The 16,398-nt window shown below is 74.3% G+C and carries 14 protein-coding genes; 10 read left to right on the forward strand and 4 right to left on the reverse strand.

Annotated features, from left to right (window positions below; translation table 11 throughout):
- Positions 1 to 139: 139 nt before the first annotated feature.
- Positions 140 to 1,432, reverse strand: a complete 1,293-nt coding sequence (locus tag ABZ484_RS26075; protein WP_358868348.1) for a DUF1015 domain-containing protein — start codon at positions 1,430 to 1,432, stop codon at positions 140 to 142.
- Positions 1,433 to 1,505: 73 nt separating this feature from the next.
- On the opposite strand from ABZ484_RS26075, the gene ABZ484_RS26080 reads away from it, so the two are divergent.
- The 4 genes from ABZ484_RS26080 (at position 1,506) to ABZ484_RS26095 (ending at position 5,717) form a co-directional block, all read left to right on the forward strand.
- Positions 1,506 to 2,534 carry an HAD-IIA family hydrolase gene (locus tag ABZ484_RS26080; protein ID WP_358868349.1) on the forward strand — a complete coding sequence of 343 codons (1,029 nt, stop codon included), beginning with the start codon at positions 1,506 to 1,508 and terminating at the stop codon, positions 2,532 to 2,534.
- A 71-nt stretch (positions 2,535 to 2,605) separates the two neighbouring features.
- Positions 2,606 to 3,649, forward strand: coding sequence for an iron chelate uptake ABC transporter family permease subunit (locus tag ABZ484_RS26085; RefSeq protein ID WP_358868350.1), 1,044 nt, complete (start codon positions 2,606 to 2,608; stop codon positions 3,647 to 3,649).
- Between the two features lie 104 nt (positions 3,650 to 3,753).
- Positions 3,754 to 4,755 (forward strand): iron chelate uptake ABC transporter family permease subunit, encoded by a 1,002-nt coding sequence (locus ABZ484_RS26090; RefSeq protein ID WP_358868380.1) that lies wholly within the window; start codon positions 3,754 to 3,756, stop codon positions 4,753 to 4,755.
- Positions 4,716 to 5,717 carry an ABC transporter ATP-binding protein gene (locus tag ABZ484_RS26095; RefSeq protein ID WP_358868381.1) on the forward strand — a complete coding sequence of 334 codons (1,002 nt, stop codon included), beginning with the start codon at positions 4,716 to 4,718 and terminating at the stop codon, positions 5,715 to 5,717. The genes ABZ484_RS26090 and ABZ484_RS26095 overlap by 40 nt, the downstream gene beginning before the upstream one ends.
- On the opposite strand, the gene ABZ484_RS26100 is transcribed toward ABZ484_RS26095, so the two are convergent.
- Positions 5,701 to 6,048 (reverse strand): sterol-binding protein, encoded by a 348-nt coding sequence (locus ABZ484_RS26100; RefSeq protein WP_358868351.1) that lies wholly within the window; start codon positions 6,046 to 6,048, stop codon positions 5,701 to 5,703. The genes ABZ484_RS26095 and ABZ484_RS26100 overlap by 17 nt on opposite strands.
- A 42-nt stretch (positions 6,049 to 6,090) precedes the next feature.
- Here ABZ484_RS26100 and ABZ484_RS26105 point away from each other — a divergent pair, with 42 nt between their 5' ends.
- The 6 genes from ABZ484_RS26105 (at position 6,091) to ABZ484_RS26130 (ending at position 12,491) form a co-directional block, all read left to right on the forward strand.
- Positions 6,091 to 6,489 carry a hypothetical protein gene (locus tag ABZ484_RS26105; protein ID WP_358868352.1) on the forward strand — a complete coding sequence of 133 codons (399 nt, stop codon included), beginning with the start codon at positions 6,091 to 6,093 and terminating at the stop codon, positions 6,487 to 6,489.
- A 7-nt stretch (positions 6,490 to 6,496) separates the two neighbouring features.
- Positions 6,497 to 7,312, forward strand: a complete 816-nt coding sequence (locus tag ABZ484_RS26110; RefSeq protein ID WP_358868353.1) for a TlyA family RNA methyltransferase — start codon at positions 6,497 to 6,499, stop codon at positions 7,310 to 7,312.
- Entirely contained in the window at positions 7,309 to 8,226 is a 918-nt protein-coding gene (locus ABZ484_RS26115) for an NAD kinase (protein ID WP_358868354.1), read from the forward strand. Before ABZ484_RS26110 ends, ABZ484_RS26115 begins: the two co-directional genes overlap by 4 nt.
- A gap of 39 nt (positions 8,227 to 8,265) precedes the next feature.
- Complete coding sequence (gene recN, locus ABZ484_RS26120; protein WP_358868355.1) at positions 8,266 to 10,008, forward strand: DNA repair protein RecN; 1,743 nt, start codon at positions 8,266 to 8,268, stop codon at positions 10,006 to 10,008.
- 78 nt (positions 10,009 to 10,086) lie between these two features.
- Positions 10,087 to 10,839 (forward strand): hypothetical protein, encoded by a 753-nt coding sequence (locus ABZ484_RS26125; protein ID WP_358868356.1) that lies wholly within the window; start codon positions 10,087 to 10,089, stop codon positions 10,837 to 10,839.
- 506 nt (positions 10,840 to 11,345) lie between these two features.
- Positions 11,346 to 12,491, forward strand: a complete 1,146-nt coding sequence (locus ABZ484_RS26130) for a glycosyltransferase family 4 protein (RefSeq protein WP_358868357.1) — start codon at positions 11,346 to 11,348, stop codon at positions 12,489 to 12,491.
- 42 nt (positions 12,492 to 12,533) lie between these two features.
- Here ABZ484_RS26130 and ABZ484_RS26135 read toward each other — a convergent pair whose 3' ends face one another.
- On the reverse strand, positions 12,534 to 14,165 hold the full coding sequence (locus ABZ484_RS26135) for a PucR family transcriptional regulator (protein ID WP_358868358.1): 1,632 nt from the start codon (positions 14,163 to 14,165) through the stop codon (positions 12,534 to 12,536).
- Between the two features lie 84 nt (positions 14,166 to 14,249).
- Complete coding sequence (locus ABZ484_RS26140) at positions 14,250 to 16,052, reverse strand: glycoside hydrolase family 15 protein (RefSeq protein ID WP_306190871.1); 1,803 nt, start codon at positions 16,050 to 16,052, stop codon at positions 14,250 to 14,252.
- Between the last annotated feature and the right edge of the window lie 346 nt (positions 16,053 to 16,398).

Below are 16,398 nucleotides of genomic sequence, written 5' to 3' on the forward strand. Positions count from 1 at the left end.
ATGATCGTGTCGACGGCCAGGGCGGTCTTGCCGGTCTGGCGGTCGCCGATGATCAGCTGACGCTGACCGCGGCCGATCGGGGTCATCGCGTCGACCCGACCGGGAAGCCGGTCGGGGCCACCCCTCTCCTGTCCCTGTGTCACAGGTCCAGAGCCCGCAGCACCAGCCCCGTCGCCGGCTTCGGGCCGAACGAGGTCGACTTGCGGGGCATCGTGACGCCCTGGCGGGCCAGGTCGCGGACGACCTCCTCGCGGACCGGATGCAGCAGGACGGCCGTACCGCCGTCGCGTTCGGCCTTCGCCACGGTGGCGGCCGTGTCGTGGATGTACGCGATACGGGTCGGATCGTCCTCGGGGATGTGCCAGACGTGGTCGAGGAGCGCGGCGTGCAGGACGGTCGCGTCCAGCGTGCGCCAGGCCGCCGGGCGGTCGGACGGAACCGTGCGGGCCAGCAGCGCGGGGTCCGGGTGGTCCACGAGGTGGAAGGCGCCGTCGCCCGCGAGCAGGAAGGCGTTGCCCGCGCAGGCCGCGTCAGCGAGGACCGCCAGGGCCTCGGCCAGGGGCAGCTCCAGCCGCCGTACGCGGAACAGGCCGTCCAGCGCGGACACCGCGTCGGCGACCGGCACGCCGTGCAGCAGGCGGTGGATGGCGCGGACCCTGAGCGGGTAGCGGGCGGTGTCGACCAGGAGGACCAGGCCGTAGTCCCAGGCGCTGGGGGAGAGGTGCTCGGCGCGCAGCCGCCGGTAGGTGGCCCAGCGATGGTGGCCGTCGGCGATCAGCGCCTGGTACCGGGCCAGGTCGTCGCCGATGGCGGCCAGGTCGGCGGGGTCGGTGACGGCCCACAGGCGGTGGTGGAAGCCGTCCTCGGTGGTCGTCGCCAGCAGGGGAGGCCGGGCGGCGGTGCGTTCGACGACGACGGCGGTGGCCGCGGTGGAGCCGTTGCCGCGGTAGGTGAGCAGCAGGGGTTCGAGGTTGGTGCGGGTGGCCCGCATCAGGGCCGCGCGGTCGGCGACGACGTGCGGCATCACGTCCTCGTGCGGCAGCACCACGCCGTCCTCCGGGTCCGACACGCGCAGCGCGCCGATCAGTCCGCGTTGCAGCATCCCGTCGCCGTCGCGCTGCTCGTAGACGTACAGGCCCGGTTCGGGGTCGGCGGTCAGGACGCCCTCGGACAGCCAGCGGCGCAGGGTGTCGGCCGCCTGCTCGTTGCGGGCCGAGGGCGTGCCGGCCTGGGGGAGGATCAGGCGGACGATGTTGTGGGGGTCGGCGGACTGGAGGTGGTGCAGGCCGTCGGGGCGTACGACGACGTCGTACGGCGGGGACGTCACGGCGGCGAGGCTGCCGACCCGTTCGGGGTCGTAGCGAAGGCCTCGGAACGGGGTGAGTTCGAGGCCCCGGCGCGTTGGTGCCGGTGAGTGACCTGCTGTGTTCATCCCGGCATCGTACGTGTGTCAGTGGCATGGGGGATGATCGGGGGAAAGCCGGTACCACGAGGAGCGATGCGGAATGAGCCAGGGCGTCAGGACGAGGCCCGAGGGCAGTGGGCAGGCCCTGAGCGAGGCGTACGACACGGCCCTGCTCGATCTGGACGGGGTGGTGTACGCGGGGGGCAGCGCGATCGCGCACGCGGTCGATTCGCTGGCCGCCGCCCGCGCGGGCGGCATGCACCTGGCGTACGTCACCAACAACGCGCTGCGTCCCCCGGACGCGGTGGCCGCGCACCTCACCGAGCTGGGCATACCGGCTCAGGCATCCGATGTCGTCACATCGGCGCAGGCCGTGGCCCGGCTGATCGCCGACCAGGTGCCGCGGGGCGCGCGGGTGCTGGTCATCGGTGGCGAGGGGCTGCGGGTGGCGCTGCGCGAGCGCGGTCTCGAGCCGGTGGAGTCCGCCGACGACGAACCGGTGGCGGTGGTGCAGGGCTTCGGCGGGCCTCAGCTGCCGTGGGGGCGTTTCGCGGAGGCCTGCTACGCCATCGCGCGCGGGGTGCCGTGGTTCGCCTCCAACACCGATCTCACGATCCCGAGCGCGCGGGGCATCGCGCCCGGCAACGGCGCGGCGGTGGAGGTCGTGCGGATCGCGACGGGCGCGGAGCCGCAGGTGGCGGGCAAGCCGCTGCCGCCGATGCACCGCGAGACGATCCTGCGCACGGGCGCGCGGCGGCCCCTGGTCGTCGGGGACCGGCTGGACACGGACATCGAGGGCGCCTTCAACGGCGGGGTCGACTCGCTGCTGGTGCTGACCGGGGTCACCGACGGGGCACGGCTGCTCGCCGCGCCGCCGCAGCACCGGCCGACGTACGTGGACGCGGATCTGCGCGGGCTGCTCACCGGGCAGCCGAAGATCACCCGGGAGGGTGATGGTTTCCGGTGCGGTGGGTGGACGGCGACGGCCGGTGCGGAGCGTCTGGAGCTGACCGGCGACGGGGAGTCGCTGGACGGGCTGCGCGCGCTGTGCGCGGCGGCGTGGACGGCGGGCGGCGAGAGCGGGTGCGAGCTGGACGGGGGGAAGGCACTGGCGCGGCTGGGGCTGTGAAGCGGCAGGCTCTCCGGCGCGTACGCTGACGCCCTGTCGAGGCGGTAGCGAGGGTAGGCTAACCTAACCCCGTGTTGGTCGACAGTCCTCCGGAAGAGCGCGCGGCCGTGGCCGCGGCGCCACCGACCCGTCGTGGGATGCGAGCCCTTGGGCTCCTTCTCTCCGCCGTGATCCTGGTCCTCGTCGCCCTGGCGAGCATCGCCGTCGGGGCGAAGGAGCTTTCTCTGGACCAGGTCTGGCACGGCCTGTTCCAGGACTCGGGGACCTACGGCGACGTCGTGGTCGGCGAGCGGTTGTCCCGGACCCTCCTCGGTCTGCTCGCCGGGGCCGCGCTCGGGCTGTCCGGGGCCGTGTTGCAGGCGCTGACCCGCAATCCGCTGGCCGACCCGGGGATCCTCGGCATCAACGCGGGCGCGTCGGCCGCCGTCGTCACCGCGATCACCTGGTTCGGTGTCACCAGCCTGAGCGGCTACGTCTGGTTCGCCTTCCTCGGCGCCGCCGCGGTGGGCGCGCTGGTGTGGTTCCTCGGCGGTGGCCGGGGCGCCACGCCCGTACGGCTCGCGCTCGCCGGAACCGCGATCGGCGCCGCGCTCTACGGCTATCTCCAGGCCGTCATGATCATGGACGACGCGGCGCTCGGGAAGATGCGCTTCTGGACCGTGGGATCCCTGGCCTCCGCCACCGACGCGACCATCGTCCAGGTGCTGCCGTTCTGCCTGGCCGGCACGGTCCTCGCGCTGCTGCTCGCCCGGCCGCTCAACGCGGTCGCGATGGGTGACGACACCGCCCGCGCCCTCGGGGTGAACCTCAACCGCACCCGGGCGCTCGCCATGCTCGCCGCGACCGTGCTGTGCGGGGCCGCGACCGCGGCCTGCGGGCCGATCGTCTTCGTCGGGCTGATGATCCCGCACGTCGTCCGCTCCTTCACCGGGCCCGACCTGCGCTGGATCCTGCCCTACGCCACGATCCTCTCGCCGGTGCTGCTGCTCGGCGCCGACGTCGTCGGACGGCTCGTCGCCCGGCCCGCCGAGGTCCAGGTCGGGGTCGTCACCGCGATCATCGGCGGCCCGGTGTTCATCCTGCTCGTACGGCGGCGGAGGACGGCCCAGCTGTGAAGACGACCCGCACCACCACCCGCACCCCCGCCGCCGCTGCCGCCCGCGTTTCTCGCACCGCCACGGCGGCGCGTACCGCACGGGCCGTCCGCACCCCGGGCGGGCTGTCCTTCCGTCTGGACGCCCGGGCGCTGACCGTCGTCGTCCTGCTGGTGCTGGCCGCGCTCGCCGCGAGCGTCGTGCTGATCGGCACCGGCGACTTCCCGATCCCGGCCTCGGACGTGCTGAAGACGCTGTTCGGCCAGGGCGACGCGGGCCAGGAGTTCATCGTCCGTGAACTGCGGCTGCCGCGCGTCCTGGTCGGGCTGCTGGTCGGCGCCTGCCTCGGACTGGGCGGGGCACTGTTCCAGTCCGTCTCGCGCAACCCGCTGGGCAGCCCCGACGTCCTCGGCCTGTCCCAGGGTGCGACGGCCGGCGCGCTCACGGTGATCGTCCTGTTCTCCGGCGGCGCCACCGCGGTCACCCTCGGCGCGCTCACCGGCGGCCTGGTGACCGGGATCGCCGTCTACCTCCTCGCCTGGAGGCGGGGTGTGCACGGATACCGGCTGGTCCTCGTCGGCATCGGCGTCAACGCGGTCGCCACCGCGGTCAACGGCTACCTGATCACCAAGGCCGACTTCGTCGACGCGGCCCGCGCGGTCGTCTGGATGGCGGGCTCGCTCAACGGCCGTGACTGGAGCCAGGTCCGGCCGCTGCTGATCCTGTGCGCCGTGCTCCTCCCGCTCGTCCTCGGCAACGCGCGCGGGCTGCGGATGCTGGAGATGGGCGACGACACGGCGTACGCCCTCGGGGTGCGCGTGGAGCGCGTACGGCTGCTGCTGATGGCCTCGGCCGTCCTGCTCACCGCGGCCGCCACCGCCGCGGCCGGTCCGGTCGCCTTCGTCGCCCTGACCGCCCCGCAGCTCGCCCGGCGCCTCACCCGCTCACCCGGCCCGAATCTGGTGCCGTCCCTGTGCATGGGCGCCGCCCTGCTCGTCACCGCCGACTGGGCTTCGCAGCGCGCCTTCGGCGCCGACCAGCTGCCCGTCGGCGTGGTCACCGGTGTGCTCGGCGGCGTGTACCTGCTCTGGCTGCTGGTCGCCGAGCGCAGGAAGGGCCGGATATGAGCACCCGCCACGAGCCCGGTCCAGAGCCCGGTCCTGAGCCCGGCCACGGGCCCCGCCATGAGCCCGGCCACGACTCCGTCAGCGAGCGGCACGAGAACAGCAGGAGGAGCACCGTGAACCGTCTGTCCGCCGACAACGTCACCCTCGCCTACGACCAGCGGGTCATCGCCGAGCAGCTGTCGGTGGAGATACCCGACAACTCCTTCACGGTGATCGTCGGCCCGAACGCGTGCGGCAAGTCCACGCTGCTGCGGGCGCTGTCCCGGATGCTCAAGCCCACCCAGGGGCGTGTGCTGCTCGACGGGCAGGTCATCCAGGCGATGCCCGCCAAGAAGGTCGCCCGGACGCTCGGCCTGCTGCCGCAGTCGTCGATCGCGCCCGACGGGATCACCGTCGGCGACCTGGTGGGCCGCGGCCGCTATCCGCATCAGGGCATCCTGCGGCAGTGGTCGGCCGAGGACGAGCGGGTCGTACGGGACTCCATGGAGCGGACGGGCGTCGCCGAGCTCGCCGAACGGTATGTCGACGAGCTGTCGGGCGGTCAGCGGCAGCGCGTGTGGATCGCCATGGCGCTCGCCCAGCAGACACCGCTGCTGCTGCTCGACGAGCCGACGACGTATCTGGACATCCAGCACCAGATCGACGTCCTGGACCTGTGCGCCGAGCTGCACGAGGAGCAGGGGCGCACCCTCGTCGCCGTGCTGCACGACCTCAACCACGCCGCCCGCTACGCCACCCACCTCATCGCCCTGCGCGCCGGAAGGGTCGTCGCCCAGGGCGCGCCGAACGACGTCGTCACGGCCGAACTGGTGCGGGAGGTCTTCGGGCTGCGCTGCCAGGTCATCGAGGACCCCGAGACGGGGACCCCGCTGGTGGTGCCGGCCGCGCGCACGGCACGGGCCCGCACGGCGGCGGCACGGGTGGGGGCCGGACGCGGCGCCGGCGCTACAGAAGCTTCCTGAGCCGGAACAGGTCCAGCAGACTCGCCTCCAGCTTCACCCGGCCCGACCCCCAGGCCGTGGCGAAGTGCAGCTCCCCGCCCACCAGCGCGACCAGGTCGTCGCCGGCCATCGCGAGCCGGATCTGGGCCTTCTCGGGCGGCGGCCCCTGGACGGTGTCCCGCACCTCGATCCGGCCGCCCCTCATACGGCCCACGAAGGTGACGTCGAGGTCCTTGATGTGGCAGCTCACCGAGCGGTCCAGGGCCGCCGCCTCACGGACGTCCCCTTCCGCGCTCGCCATGTTGTCGGAGAGCTTCTCGAGTGCTCGGCGGCACTCCTCGATCGTGGCCATCGCGACCGACGGTACCCCAGCGCCGCGAGGTAGCGTCTGGGCATGAGCGACTCTGTGCCCGAGACGGAGGCCCCGGCGGAAGCGGCGGCCGAGGACCAGGACACCGGGGCCCCCGCGCACGACCCCGCGGGCGCTCCAGCGGAGGACTCCGCCTCGGCGTCCGCGCACGCCCCTGCGGAACCCGCCGACGACCCCCTGGCCCCCGACGACCCCACCCCCCTGGACGTCCCCCGCACCCCCACCGGCAACGCGGGCGTGGACGCGGCCCTGGAGCGGCTCGGTGACGTCGACCACCTCGCCACCGACGGGCACATGGAGGTGTACGAGGATGTACACGGGGCGCTGCGCGAGGCGCTCACCGCGCTCGACGCCCGCCCGGGACCTCCGGCGCCCCCCACGCCTTCACCGGCGCACCCACAGCCGTACCGACACAGGAGCTGAACCGAACGTGGCAGGAGTCGCACGCCGCCGTCTGGACGCGGAGCTGGTCCGCCGGAAGCTCGCGCGCTCGCGCGAGCACGCCAGCCAGCTGATCGCCGCCGGGCGGGTCACCGTCGGCAAGACCGTCGCGACCAAGCCCGCCACGCAGGTGGAGACCGCCGCCGCCATCGTGGTCGCCTCCGACGACAGCGACCCCGACTACGTCTCCCGGGGCGGCCACAAGCTCGCCGGCGCGCTCGAGGCGTTCGTCCCCCGGGGGCTCGTCGTCGAGGGGCGGCGCGCGCTGGACGCCGGTGCCTCCACCGGCGGCTTCACCGATGTCCTGCTGCGGGCGGGCGCCGCACACGTCGTCGCCGTCGACGTCGGCTACGGGCAACTCGCCTGGTCGCTCCAGAGTGATGAACGCGTCACCGTCAAGGACCGTACGAACGTACGCGAGTTGACGCTCGAGGCGATCGATGGGGAACCTGTGGATCTTGTCGTGGGGGATCTGTCCTTCATCCCGCTCGGCCTGGTGCTGCCCGCGCTGGCGCGGTGCGTGACGCCGGACGCCGACCTGGTGATGATGGTCAAGCCGCAGTTCGAGGTGGGGAAGGAGCGGCTGGGCAGCGGGGGTGTCGTACGGAGTCCGCAGCTGCGGGCGGAGGCCGTGCGGGGTGTGGCGGACAAGGCGTGGGAGCTGGGGCTGGGCGTGAAGGGTGTCACCGCCAGTCCGCTGCCCGGGCCGTCCGGGAACGTCGAGTACTTTCTCTGGCTGCGCGCCGGGTCGCCCGCCCTGGACCCGGCCGACGTCGACCGAGCAGTGGCGGAGGGGCCGCGTTGACACAGAACCGAGCGCGAACTGTTTTCCTGCTCGCCCACACCGGGCGGCCGGCCGCGATCCGCAGCGCGGAACTCGTGGTGAAGGGCCTGCTGCGGCACGACATCGGGGTACGGGTCCTGGAGGACGAGGCGCGCGACCTGCCGCTGCCCGAGGAGGTGCGGCTGGTCAAGGAGGCGACCCCGCAGTGCCTGGACGGCTGCGAGCTGCTGATCGTGCTCGGCGGCGACGGCACGCTGCTGCGCGGCGCCGAGTTCGCGCGGGCGTCCGGCGTGCCGATGCTCGGTGTCAACCTCGGCCGCGTCGGGTTCCTCGCGGAGGCCGAACGGGACGACCTCGACCGGGTGGTCGACCGGGTCGTGGCGCGGTCCTACGAGGTCGAGGAGCGGATGACCGTCGATGTCGTCGTGCACCGCAACGGGGACATCGTGCACACGGACTGGGCGCTGAACGAGGCGGCCGTGCAGAAGGCCGGCGCCGAGAAGCTGCTGGAAGTCGTCCTGGAGATCGACGGGCGGCCGGTGACGGGGTTCGGCTGCGACGGGGTCGTGCTGTCGACGCCCACGGGTTCCACGGCGTACGCGTTCTCCGCCGGGGGGCCGGTGGTGTGGCCCGAGGTGGAGGCCCTGCTGATGGTGCCGATCAGCGCGCACGCGCTGTTCGCGAAGCCGCTGGTCACCTCGCCGGACTCGGTGCTCGCCGTGGAGGTGCTGCCGCACATCCAGCCCGGTGTCCTGTGGTGCGACGGGCGGCGGACCATCGAGCTGCCGCCCGGGGCGCGGGTGGAGGTGCGGCGTGGGGCCGTGCCGGTGCGGCTGGCCCGGCTGCACCACGCGTCCTTCACCGACCGGCTGGTGGCGAAGTTCGCGTTGCCCACCACCGGGTGGCGCGGGGCGCCGCACCACTCGCCGGAGTGACAAGGGCGGGGCGGTCGCACTCGCCGCCCCGGACCTCGTATGGTCTTGTCCGTGCTGGAAGAGATGCGGATACGGTCGCTCGGAGTCATCGATGACGCGGTCGTCGAGCTGTCGCCCGGGTTCACCGCCGTCACCGGTGAGACGGGCGCGGGCAAGACCATGGTGGTCACCAGCCTGGGGCTGCTGCTGGGCGGGCGGGCCGACGCGGCGCTCGTGCGGCTCGGGGCGGACAAGGCGGTCGTCGAGGGGCGGGTCACCGTGCCCGGGGACGCCGCCGCCGTCGTACGCGCCGAGGAGGCCGGTGCCGAGCTCGACGACGGGGCGCTGCTGATCAGCCGTACCGTTTCCGCCGAGGGGCGCTCGCGGGCGCACCTGGGCGGCCGGAACGTGCCCGTGGGACTGCTCGCCGAGCTCGCCGACGACCTGGTGGCCGTGCACGGGCAGACCGACCAGCAGGGCCTGCTGAAGCTGTCCCGGCAGCGGCAGGCCCTCGACCGGTACGCGGGCGACGCCGTCGCCGTGCCGCTGGCCAAGTACACCGAGGCCTACCGGCGGCTGCGGGCGGTCTCCGCCGAGCTGGACGAGATCACCACGCGCGCGCGGGAGCGGGCCCAGGAAGCCGACATGCTCCGCTACGGCCTGGACGAGATCGCCGCCGTGGAACCGCGGGCCGGGGAGGACGTGGAGCTGGCCGAGGAGGCCGAGCGGCTCGGGCACGCCGAGGCCCTGTCCTCGGCCGCGACGGCCGCGCACGCCGCTCTCGCGGGCAATCCGGAGGACCCCGAGGGCATCGACGCGGCCACCCTCGTCGCGGGCGCACAGCGGGCCCTGGAGGCCGTGCGCGCGCACGATCCGGCGCTGGCCGCGCTCGCCGACCGGATCGGCGAGATCGGCATCCTGCTGGGCGACGTGGCCGGGGAGCTGGCCGGGTACGCCGACGACCTGGACGCCGACCCGCTGCGGCTGGCGGCCGTCGAGGAGCGGCGGGCCGCGCTGACCGCGCTGACCCGCAAGTACGGCGAGGACGTCGCCGCCGTGCTCGCCTGGGCCGAGCGGAGCGCCGCCCGGCTGACCGAGCTGGACTCCGACGACGAGCGGATCGGGGAGCTGACCGCCGAGCGGGACGCGCTGCGCACCGAACTGGGCGGTCTCGCGCAGGCGTTGACCGACGCCCGGACGGAGGCCGCCGAGCGGTTCGCCGCCGCCGTGACCGCCGAGCTGGCCTCGCTCGCCATGCCGCACGCGCGCGTGTCGTTCGACATCCGGCAGACCGAGGACCCGGACGGCGTGGAGGTGGACGGCCGCACGGTCGCCTACGGGCCGTCCGGGGTCGACGAGGTGGAGCTGCTGCTGGCCCCGCACCCGGGCGCGCCGCCCCGGCCGATCGCCAAGGGCGCCTCCGGCGGTGAGCTGTCGCGCGTGATGCTGGCCGTCGAGGTCGTCTTCGCCGGGACGGATCCGGTGCCGACGTACCTCTTCGACGAGGTGGACGCCGGTGTCGGCGGCAAGGCGGCCGTGGAGATCGGCAGGCGGCTGGCGAAGCTGGCCAGGACGGCGCAGGTCGTGGTCGTCACCCACCTGCCCCAGGTCGCCGCCTTCGCCGACCGGCAGCTGCTGGTGGAGAAGACGAACGACGGGTCGGTGACCCGCTCCGGCGTGAAGGTCCTGGAGGGCGAGGACCGCATCCGCGAACTCTCCCGGATGCTGGCCGGCCAGGAGGACTCCGAGACGGCCCGCGCGCACGCCGAGGAACTGCTCGCCACCGCCCGTGCGGATCAGTAGGCCGCCCGTGCGGATCGGTAGGCCGCCCGTGCGGACGCGTAGGCACGGCGTGTGAGCGGCGGTGCGTAGGGTGGCGGGATGATCTCCCGTCTCGCCGCCTCCTTCGCCCTGGCCGCCGGTCTCGGCCGCGCCACGACCGCCGTCCTCCGCGCCACCGCGCCCGGCGGCGCCCGGCGCTGGGAGCGGACCAACCACGCGGGCCGCACGGTCGACCTGTACGCCGGGCCCGCCACGGCCCTGGCGGCCGCGGTCGCCGCCGCCCGGGTGCGGCCCGCCGCCGGGCTCGCGGTGCTGGCCGCCGGGGCCTGCGGCGCCTACGACGACATCGCCGGGGCCGGTGACCCGCGGCGCGGGTTCCGCGCGCATCTCACGGCCCTGCGGCACGGCGAGATCACCAGCGGGGCGGTCAAGCTGTTCGGGATCGGAGCGGCCGGGCTGCTCGCCGGCGCGCTGCTGAAGGAGCGGCCGGTCGACAAGGCGCTCGCGGGTGTGGTGATCGCCGGGGCCGCGCACGCCGTCAACCTCGTGGACGTACGCCCCGGCCGCGCCGCCGGCGCGGTGCTCGCGCTCGCCGCACCCGGAGTGCTGCGGCGCGGACCGGGCGCCGAACTGGCCGCCGCCGCGACGGGGACCGCCGCCGCGGTGCTGCCCGACGACCTGGGGGAGCGCTCCATGCTCGGCGACACCGGGGCGCACGCCCTGGGCGCGACCCTCGGCACCGCCGCCGTCCTGTGCAACGGACGCACCGGACTGGTCGCCCACGCCGCCGCGGTCGTGGCCGCGGCCGTCTACGGCGACCGGGTGAGCCGGTGGGCGGCCGCCGCCTGGTGAGGCGTCCGGCGCGTCCGAGGCGAACCGATGCGCCGCCAGAGGCGCGTCGTAGTTCCCGTCCGAGGCGCGTCGTCGTCCCCGTCCGAGGCGGTTCGGTCGTCCGGGCCGGTGCGGTCGGGGCGGAGTGCGCCGTTTGAGGTGACTCGCGTCGCTGAAGAGGGTTCCTTCTCGATGCGGATCGGTCGCCTCAGGCCTGTCGCTCGGGAGTACCGACGCCGACGGGCGCGCCCGGCGGCCCGGGTCGGCGCGTCTCCCGAAAGGGGACCGGCGTCGGCATGGGCCTGTCAGATTCACTCGTGTGAGTGACGCCGGGTTGTCGGATCGGGACGCGCCGTCCCGCTCGCCGGGCCCCGGTGTGTCCGGAACACCCGTACGTACTGGCATCCTTGAGCCGGGGGCAGCACGCGGAGCGGGCGCGCGCGGTTCGGCCCCCGGCTCGATACCTTCTGTACGTTCCCCCGCGATTCCCCGTGACCGCCCGAAGCCGAACCAGGAGCCCCGGCCGCGTGAGCCCCGTGAACAGCCGCGTACCGCACGGTCAGTCGACGCTGCGCACCGTCCAGGTGCTGGGCGGCGGCAACGCCGGCAGCAGCGCGCACGTGCGGTCGCTGGCCGCCGGGCTGGTCGCGCGGGGCGTACGGGTCGCGGTGTGCGCCCCCGCCGAGACCGACCGCGCCTTCGGATTCACCGCGGTCGGCGCCGAGCACATCCCCGTGCCGCGCAGCAGCGACCCGGTGTCCGTGGCCGCGCTGCGCACGGCCTGCGCGGGCGCCGACCTGGTGCACGCGCACGGACTGCACGCCTCCTTCCGGGCGGCCCTCGCCCTCAGCGGCCGCCGCACCCCGCTCGTCGTCACCTGGCACAACCACACCCACGCCGAGGGCCCGCGCGGGCAGCTGCTGCGCGTGCTGGAGCGACGGGTGGTCAAGTCGGCCACCCTGGTCCTGGGCACCACCTCCGAGCTGGTGGACCGGGCCCGCCACCGCGGCGCGCGGGACGCCCGGCTCGCCGCGATCGCCCTGCCCCGGCCGCGCACCGGCTACGAGCACCCCGAGCGCCCCTGCTCCAAGGTGCGCGCCGAACTCGGCGCCACCGGACGGCCGTTGCTCCTTTCCGTCGCCGCCCTCGACCCGCACCGCGGCCACGAGCTGCTGCTGGACGCCGCCCGCGCCTGGCGCCTGGCGGACCCCGTGCCGCTGGTCGTGATCGCGGGGGAGGGGCCGCTGCGCCCCCTGCTGCAACGACGGATCGAGGACGAGCAGCTGCCGGTACGGCTCGTCGGCCGCCGCGACGACGTGGGCGAACTGCTCGCCGCCGCCGACGTGGCGCTGCTGCCCGGCAGCCGGGAGGCCCGCTCCGTGCTCGCGCAGGAAGCCCTGCACGCGGGGGTACCGCTCGTCGCCGCGCGGACCGGGGGCATCGGCGAACTCGTGGGCGAGGCGGCCGAGCTCGTGCCCCACCGGGACCCGGACGCGTTCGCCGCCGCCGTGCTGCGGCTGCTCGGCGACCCCGAACGCCGCCAGGCGCTACGGGACCTGGGCGCCCGCCAGGCGGCCACCTGGCCCACCGAGGACGAGACCGTCGCCCAAGTACTGAGCATCTACGACGAGTTGACCCAGCCCCGGCCCAGGCCCCTCGGCCGGCGCTACTGAACGCCGGGAGGAGACCGGGCAGTCGGGGGAGGTGCGGAGTCGTCAGGGGACGTGCCGGCGGGCGCGCAGGGCGAGGCTCAGCGCCAGGACCGTCTGCGGGTCGTCTAGATCGGTGCCCAGCAACTCCCCGATGCGGGCGAGGCGGTTGTAGAGGGTCTGCCGGTTCAGATGCAGCTCGCGGGCCGTCTCCGCCTTGCGGCCCGCGTGCGCCAGATACGTCTGAAGGGTGGGCAGCAGCGGCGGCTTGGAGCGCCGGTCGTGGTCCAGGAGCGGGCCGATCGCCCGGTCCACGAAGGCCGCCAGGTCCGGGTGGTCGCGCAGCCGCCACAGCAGCAGATCGATGTCGAGGCGGCGGGCGTCGTACCAGTCCCGCTCCGGCAGCCCCAGCGCCGCCGCCGCCGTCTCCGCCGCGTGCCTGAGGCCCGCCGAGGCCGCCGCCCAGCCCCCCGCCACCCCGACGACCACCACCGGCGGCTGCCCGCCCGGCCGCCGCATCCCGGCCCGCTCCACCCCGGCCCGCAGCGCCCCGGCGACCCGCCCGGCGACCGCCGCCCGCTCCGCCTCCGACCGCAGCCCGACCAGCAGCAGCACCCGGCCCTCGACCGGCCGCACGCCCAGCAGCACCGGCACGCCCACCGCCGCCAGCTCCTCGGCGACCGCGCGCGCCAGCACCGCCCAGCCCCCACCCGGGGCGAGGGCGTCACCCAGCCGCATGACCACGGGCAGCAGCGGGCTGGTGCCCGGCTTGAACCCGAGGACACGGGCCTGCGCGGGCGCGTCCTCGGCGGTGACACGGCCCTCGGCGAGATCGGTGAGGAAGTCGCCGCGTCCGCGGGCCGCCAGCTCCTCCTCCTGGCGGGCCTGCATCAGCACGACGGCCAGGATGCCCGCCGCCCGCTCCGCGGCCATGCGGTGCACCGGCGCGAGCGGTGAACGGACCGGCAGCAGCACGAGCCGCGCGCGGACCGATCCGGTGCCGGGCCCGCCACCGGGCACGTCCACCAGGACCGAGCCGGCCGGGGGCGGGACGTCCTTGTGCTGGCCGCGCAGCCCCTCCCAGACCTGGAGCGGATCGGCGCCCTCGGGTCCGGAGCCGGCCGCGTACAGCAGCCGGCCCTCTGGGGTCTCCAGGAACACCGGGTTGTCGCCGAAGTCGGCCAGGATGCCGAGGACCTGCGGCACTCCGCCGCCGCCGAGCAGCGCCTCGGTACAGCGGCGGTGCACCTCCTCGGCGCGCTGGAGCAGCGCGTAGTGGCCGTTGACGATCTCGGTGTGGATCTCCTCGGTGACCGTGACGAACGGCACCTCGCGGTGCAGCTGGACGAGCGGGAGACCGGCGGTGCGGGCCGTCTCGACGAGGGCGGCGGGCAGGCGTGTGAAGCGCGGGCCCAGCTCGACGACCAGTGCCGCGATGCCGCGCTCGGCGAGGGTGCGGACGAACGCGCGCTGGTCGGCGGGGCGGGTGCCCAGACCGTAGCCGGTGGTCAGCAGCAGCTCGCCGCCCTTGAGGAGGGAGGCGATGTTGGGGACCTCGCCGGCGTGCACCCAGCGGACGGTGCGGGTGAGGCGGTCGGCGCCGGCGAGGACCTCCGGGAGGCCGCTGCGCAGGCCGGGGAGGTCGAGGGCGCGCTGCACGGTGATGCCGGCGCCCTCGGTGTCGAGACTGCGGTCCATGAAATCGGACGGTACCCTCCGCCGCTGCGGGCAGGCACGCCCGCGGCCACCTGCGTACCCAGCCTCCGTACGCGACCTGCGTACCTAGCCTCCGTACGCGCCGCTCGCCGTCAGCCTCAGGGCCGTGTCGATCAGGGGGACGTGGCTGAAGGCCTGGGGGAAGTTGCCGACCTGGCGTTGCAGGCGCGGGTCCCATTCCTCGGCCAGGAGGCCCAGGTCGTTGCGGAGCGAGAGCAGCTTCTCGAAGAGCTTGCGCGCCTCGTCGACGCGGCCGATCATCGCCAGGTCGTCCGCCATCCAGAAGGAGCAGGCGAGGAAGGCGCCCTCGTCGCCGGGGAGGCCGTCGACGCCGCGGTGCTCGCCGTCGGTCGGGTAGCGCAGGATGAAGCCGTCCGGCGTGGACAGCTCGCGCTGGATCGCCTCGATGGTGCCGATCACCCGCTTGTCGTCCGGCGGCAGGAAGCCCATCTGCGGGATCAGCAGCAGGGACGCGTCCAGCTCGCGCGAGCCGTAGGACTGCGTGAAGGTGTTGCGCTCCTTGTCGTAGCCCTTCTCGCACACGTCCCGGTGGATCTCGTCGCGCAGGTCCTTCCACCGCTCCAGCGGGCCGTCGACGTCGCCGGACTCCAGCAGCTTGATCGTGCGGTCCACGGCGACCCACGCCATGACCTTGGAGTGCACGAAGTGGCGGCGCGGCCCGCGCACCTCCCAGATGCCCTCGTCCGGCTCCTGCCAGTGCTTCTCCAGGTAGCGGATCAGCTTGAGCTGGAGCAGGGAGGCGTAGTCGTTGCGGGCCAGACCCGTCATGTTGCCCAGGTGCAAGGCCTCGGTGACCTCGCCGTAGACGTCCAGCTGGAGCTGGTGCGCCGCGCCGTTGCCCACCCGGACCGGCGCGGAGTTCTCGTAGCCGGGGAGCCAGTCCAGCTCCGCCTCCCCGAGTTCACGCTCACCGGCGATGCCGTACATGATCTGAAGGTTGTCGGGGTCCCCGGCGACCGCCCGCAGCAGCCACTCGCGCCAGGCGCGCGCCTCCTCGCGGTAGCCGGTGCGCAGCAGGGAGGACAGGGTGATCGCCGCGTCCCGCAGCCAGGTGTAGCGGTAGTCCCAGTTGCGCACGCCCCCGATGTCCTCCGGAAGGGACGTGGTGGGCGCCGCGACGATGCCGCCGGTCGGGGCGTACGTCAGCGCCTTCAGCGTGATCAGGGAGCGGATCACGGCCTCGCGGTAGGGCCCGTGGTACGTGCAGTGCGCGACCCACTCGCGCCAGAAGTCCTCCGTCGCCTCCAGCGACTGCTCGGGCTCCGGCAGGGGCGGCGGCTCCTTGTGCGAGGGCTGCCAGGAGATCGTGAACGCGACCCGGTCACCGGGGGCGACGGTGAAGTCCGCGTACGTGGTCAGCGACTCGCCGTAGGTCTCCACCTCCGTGTCGAACCACACGGAGTCAGGGCCGGCCACCGCCACCGTGCGCGACTCGTGCCGGTGCACCCAGGGCACCACCCGGCCGTAGGAGAAGCGCATGCGCAGCGCCGAGCGCATCGGGACCCGGCCCGTGACGCCCTCCACGATGCGGATCAGCTGCGGGGCGCCGTCACGCGGGGGCATGAAATCGGTCACCCGGACCGTGCCGCGCGGGGTGTCCCACTCCGACTCCAGGATCAGCGAGTCGCCGCGGTAGCTGCGCCGGGCCGCCGCCGGCGGCTTCGCGTCGGCCTGGTGGGCGGGGCCGAGCCGCCAGAAGCCGTGCTCCTCGGTGCCCAGCAGACCGGCGAAGATGGCATGCGAGTCGAAGCGGGGCAGGCACAGCCAGTCGACCGTCCCGTCCCGGCAGACCAGGGCGGCGGTCTGCATGTCTCCGATGAGTGCGTAGTCTTCGATGCGCCCGGCCACGTGCAACTCCAGTCGAACGGCCACGTCACACCCCACGAAAGGGGCTGTCGCTAGTGCGGTCAAGGGGTGGTTGTAAAGCGTCGCTGAGCGGTGGAACGACCGCCGGTCGGCCCTGGGGGCAGAACGACAACCTTCGCTCAACGAACTGACGAGCTCTTGTTGTTCCGGTCTATACGGGCTGGGGTGTGCCGTGTTGCCGGCCGGGCTCGGCAGCGAGTGTCCGAGCAGGATACGACGCACGTACATGATCCGCGCGCCGCTCCCGGCAACCCGCATGCGCCGAACGGGTGAGCCACGGGTGAGGAAACTGTAAGCGGTCGACGCCCGTGTCGGGATGTGTGCGGAG

The organism is Streptomyces sp. NPDC006393 (assembly GCF_040628575.1).
In the GTDB taxonomy this organism is placed as follows: Bacteria; Actinomycetota; Actinomycetes; order Streptomycetales; family Streptomycetaceae; genus Streptomyces.

Excerpts from the sequence above, each read along its gene's own strand:
- ABZ484_RS26075 (WP_358868348.1), bottom strand. The coding sequence starts at position 1,432 with ATGAACACAGCAGGTCACTCACCGGCACCAACGCGCCGGGGCCTCGAA.
- ABZ484_RS26080 (WP_358868349.1), top strand. The coding sequence starts at position 1,506 with ATGAGCCAGGGCGTCAGGACGAGGCCCGAGGGCAGTGGGCAGGCCCTG.
- ABZ484_RS26100 (WP_358868351.1), bottom strand. The coding sequence starts at position 6,048 with ATGGCCACGATCGAGGAGTGCCGCCGAGCACTCGAGAAGCTCTCCGAC.
- ABZ484_RS26105 (WP_358868352.1), top strand. The coding sequence starts at position 6,091 with ATGAGCGACTCTGTGCCCGAGACGGAGGCCCCGGCGGAAGCGGCGGCC.
- recN (WP_358868355.1), top strand. The coding sequence starts at position 8,266 with ATGGTCTTGTCCGTGCTGGAAGAGATGCGGATACGGTCGCTCGGAGTC.
- ABZ484_RS26125 (WP_358868356.1), top strand. The coding sequence starts at position 10,087 with ATGATCTCCCGTCTCGCCGCCTCCTTCGCCCTGGCCGCCGGTCTCGGC.
- ABZ484_RS26135 (WP_358868358.1), bottom strand. The coding sequence starts at position 14,165 with ATGGACCGCAGTCTCGACACCGAGGGCGCCGGCATCACCGTGCAGCGC.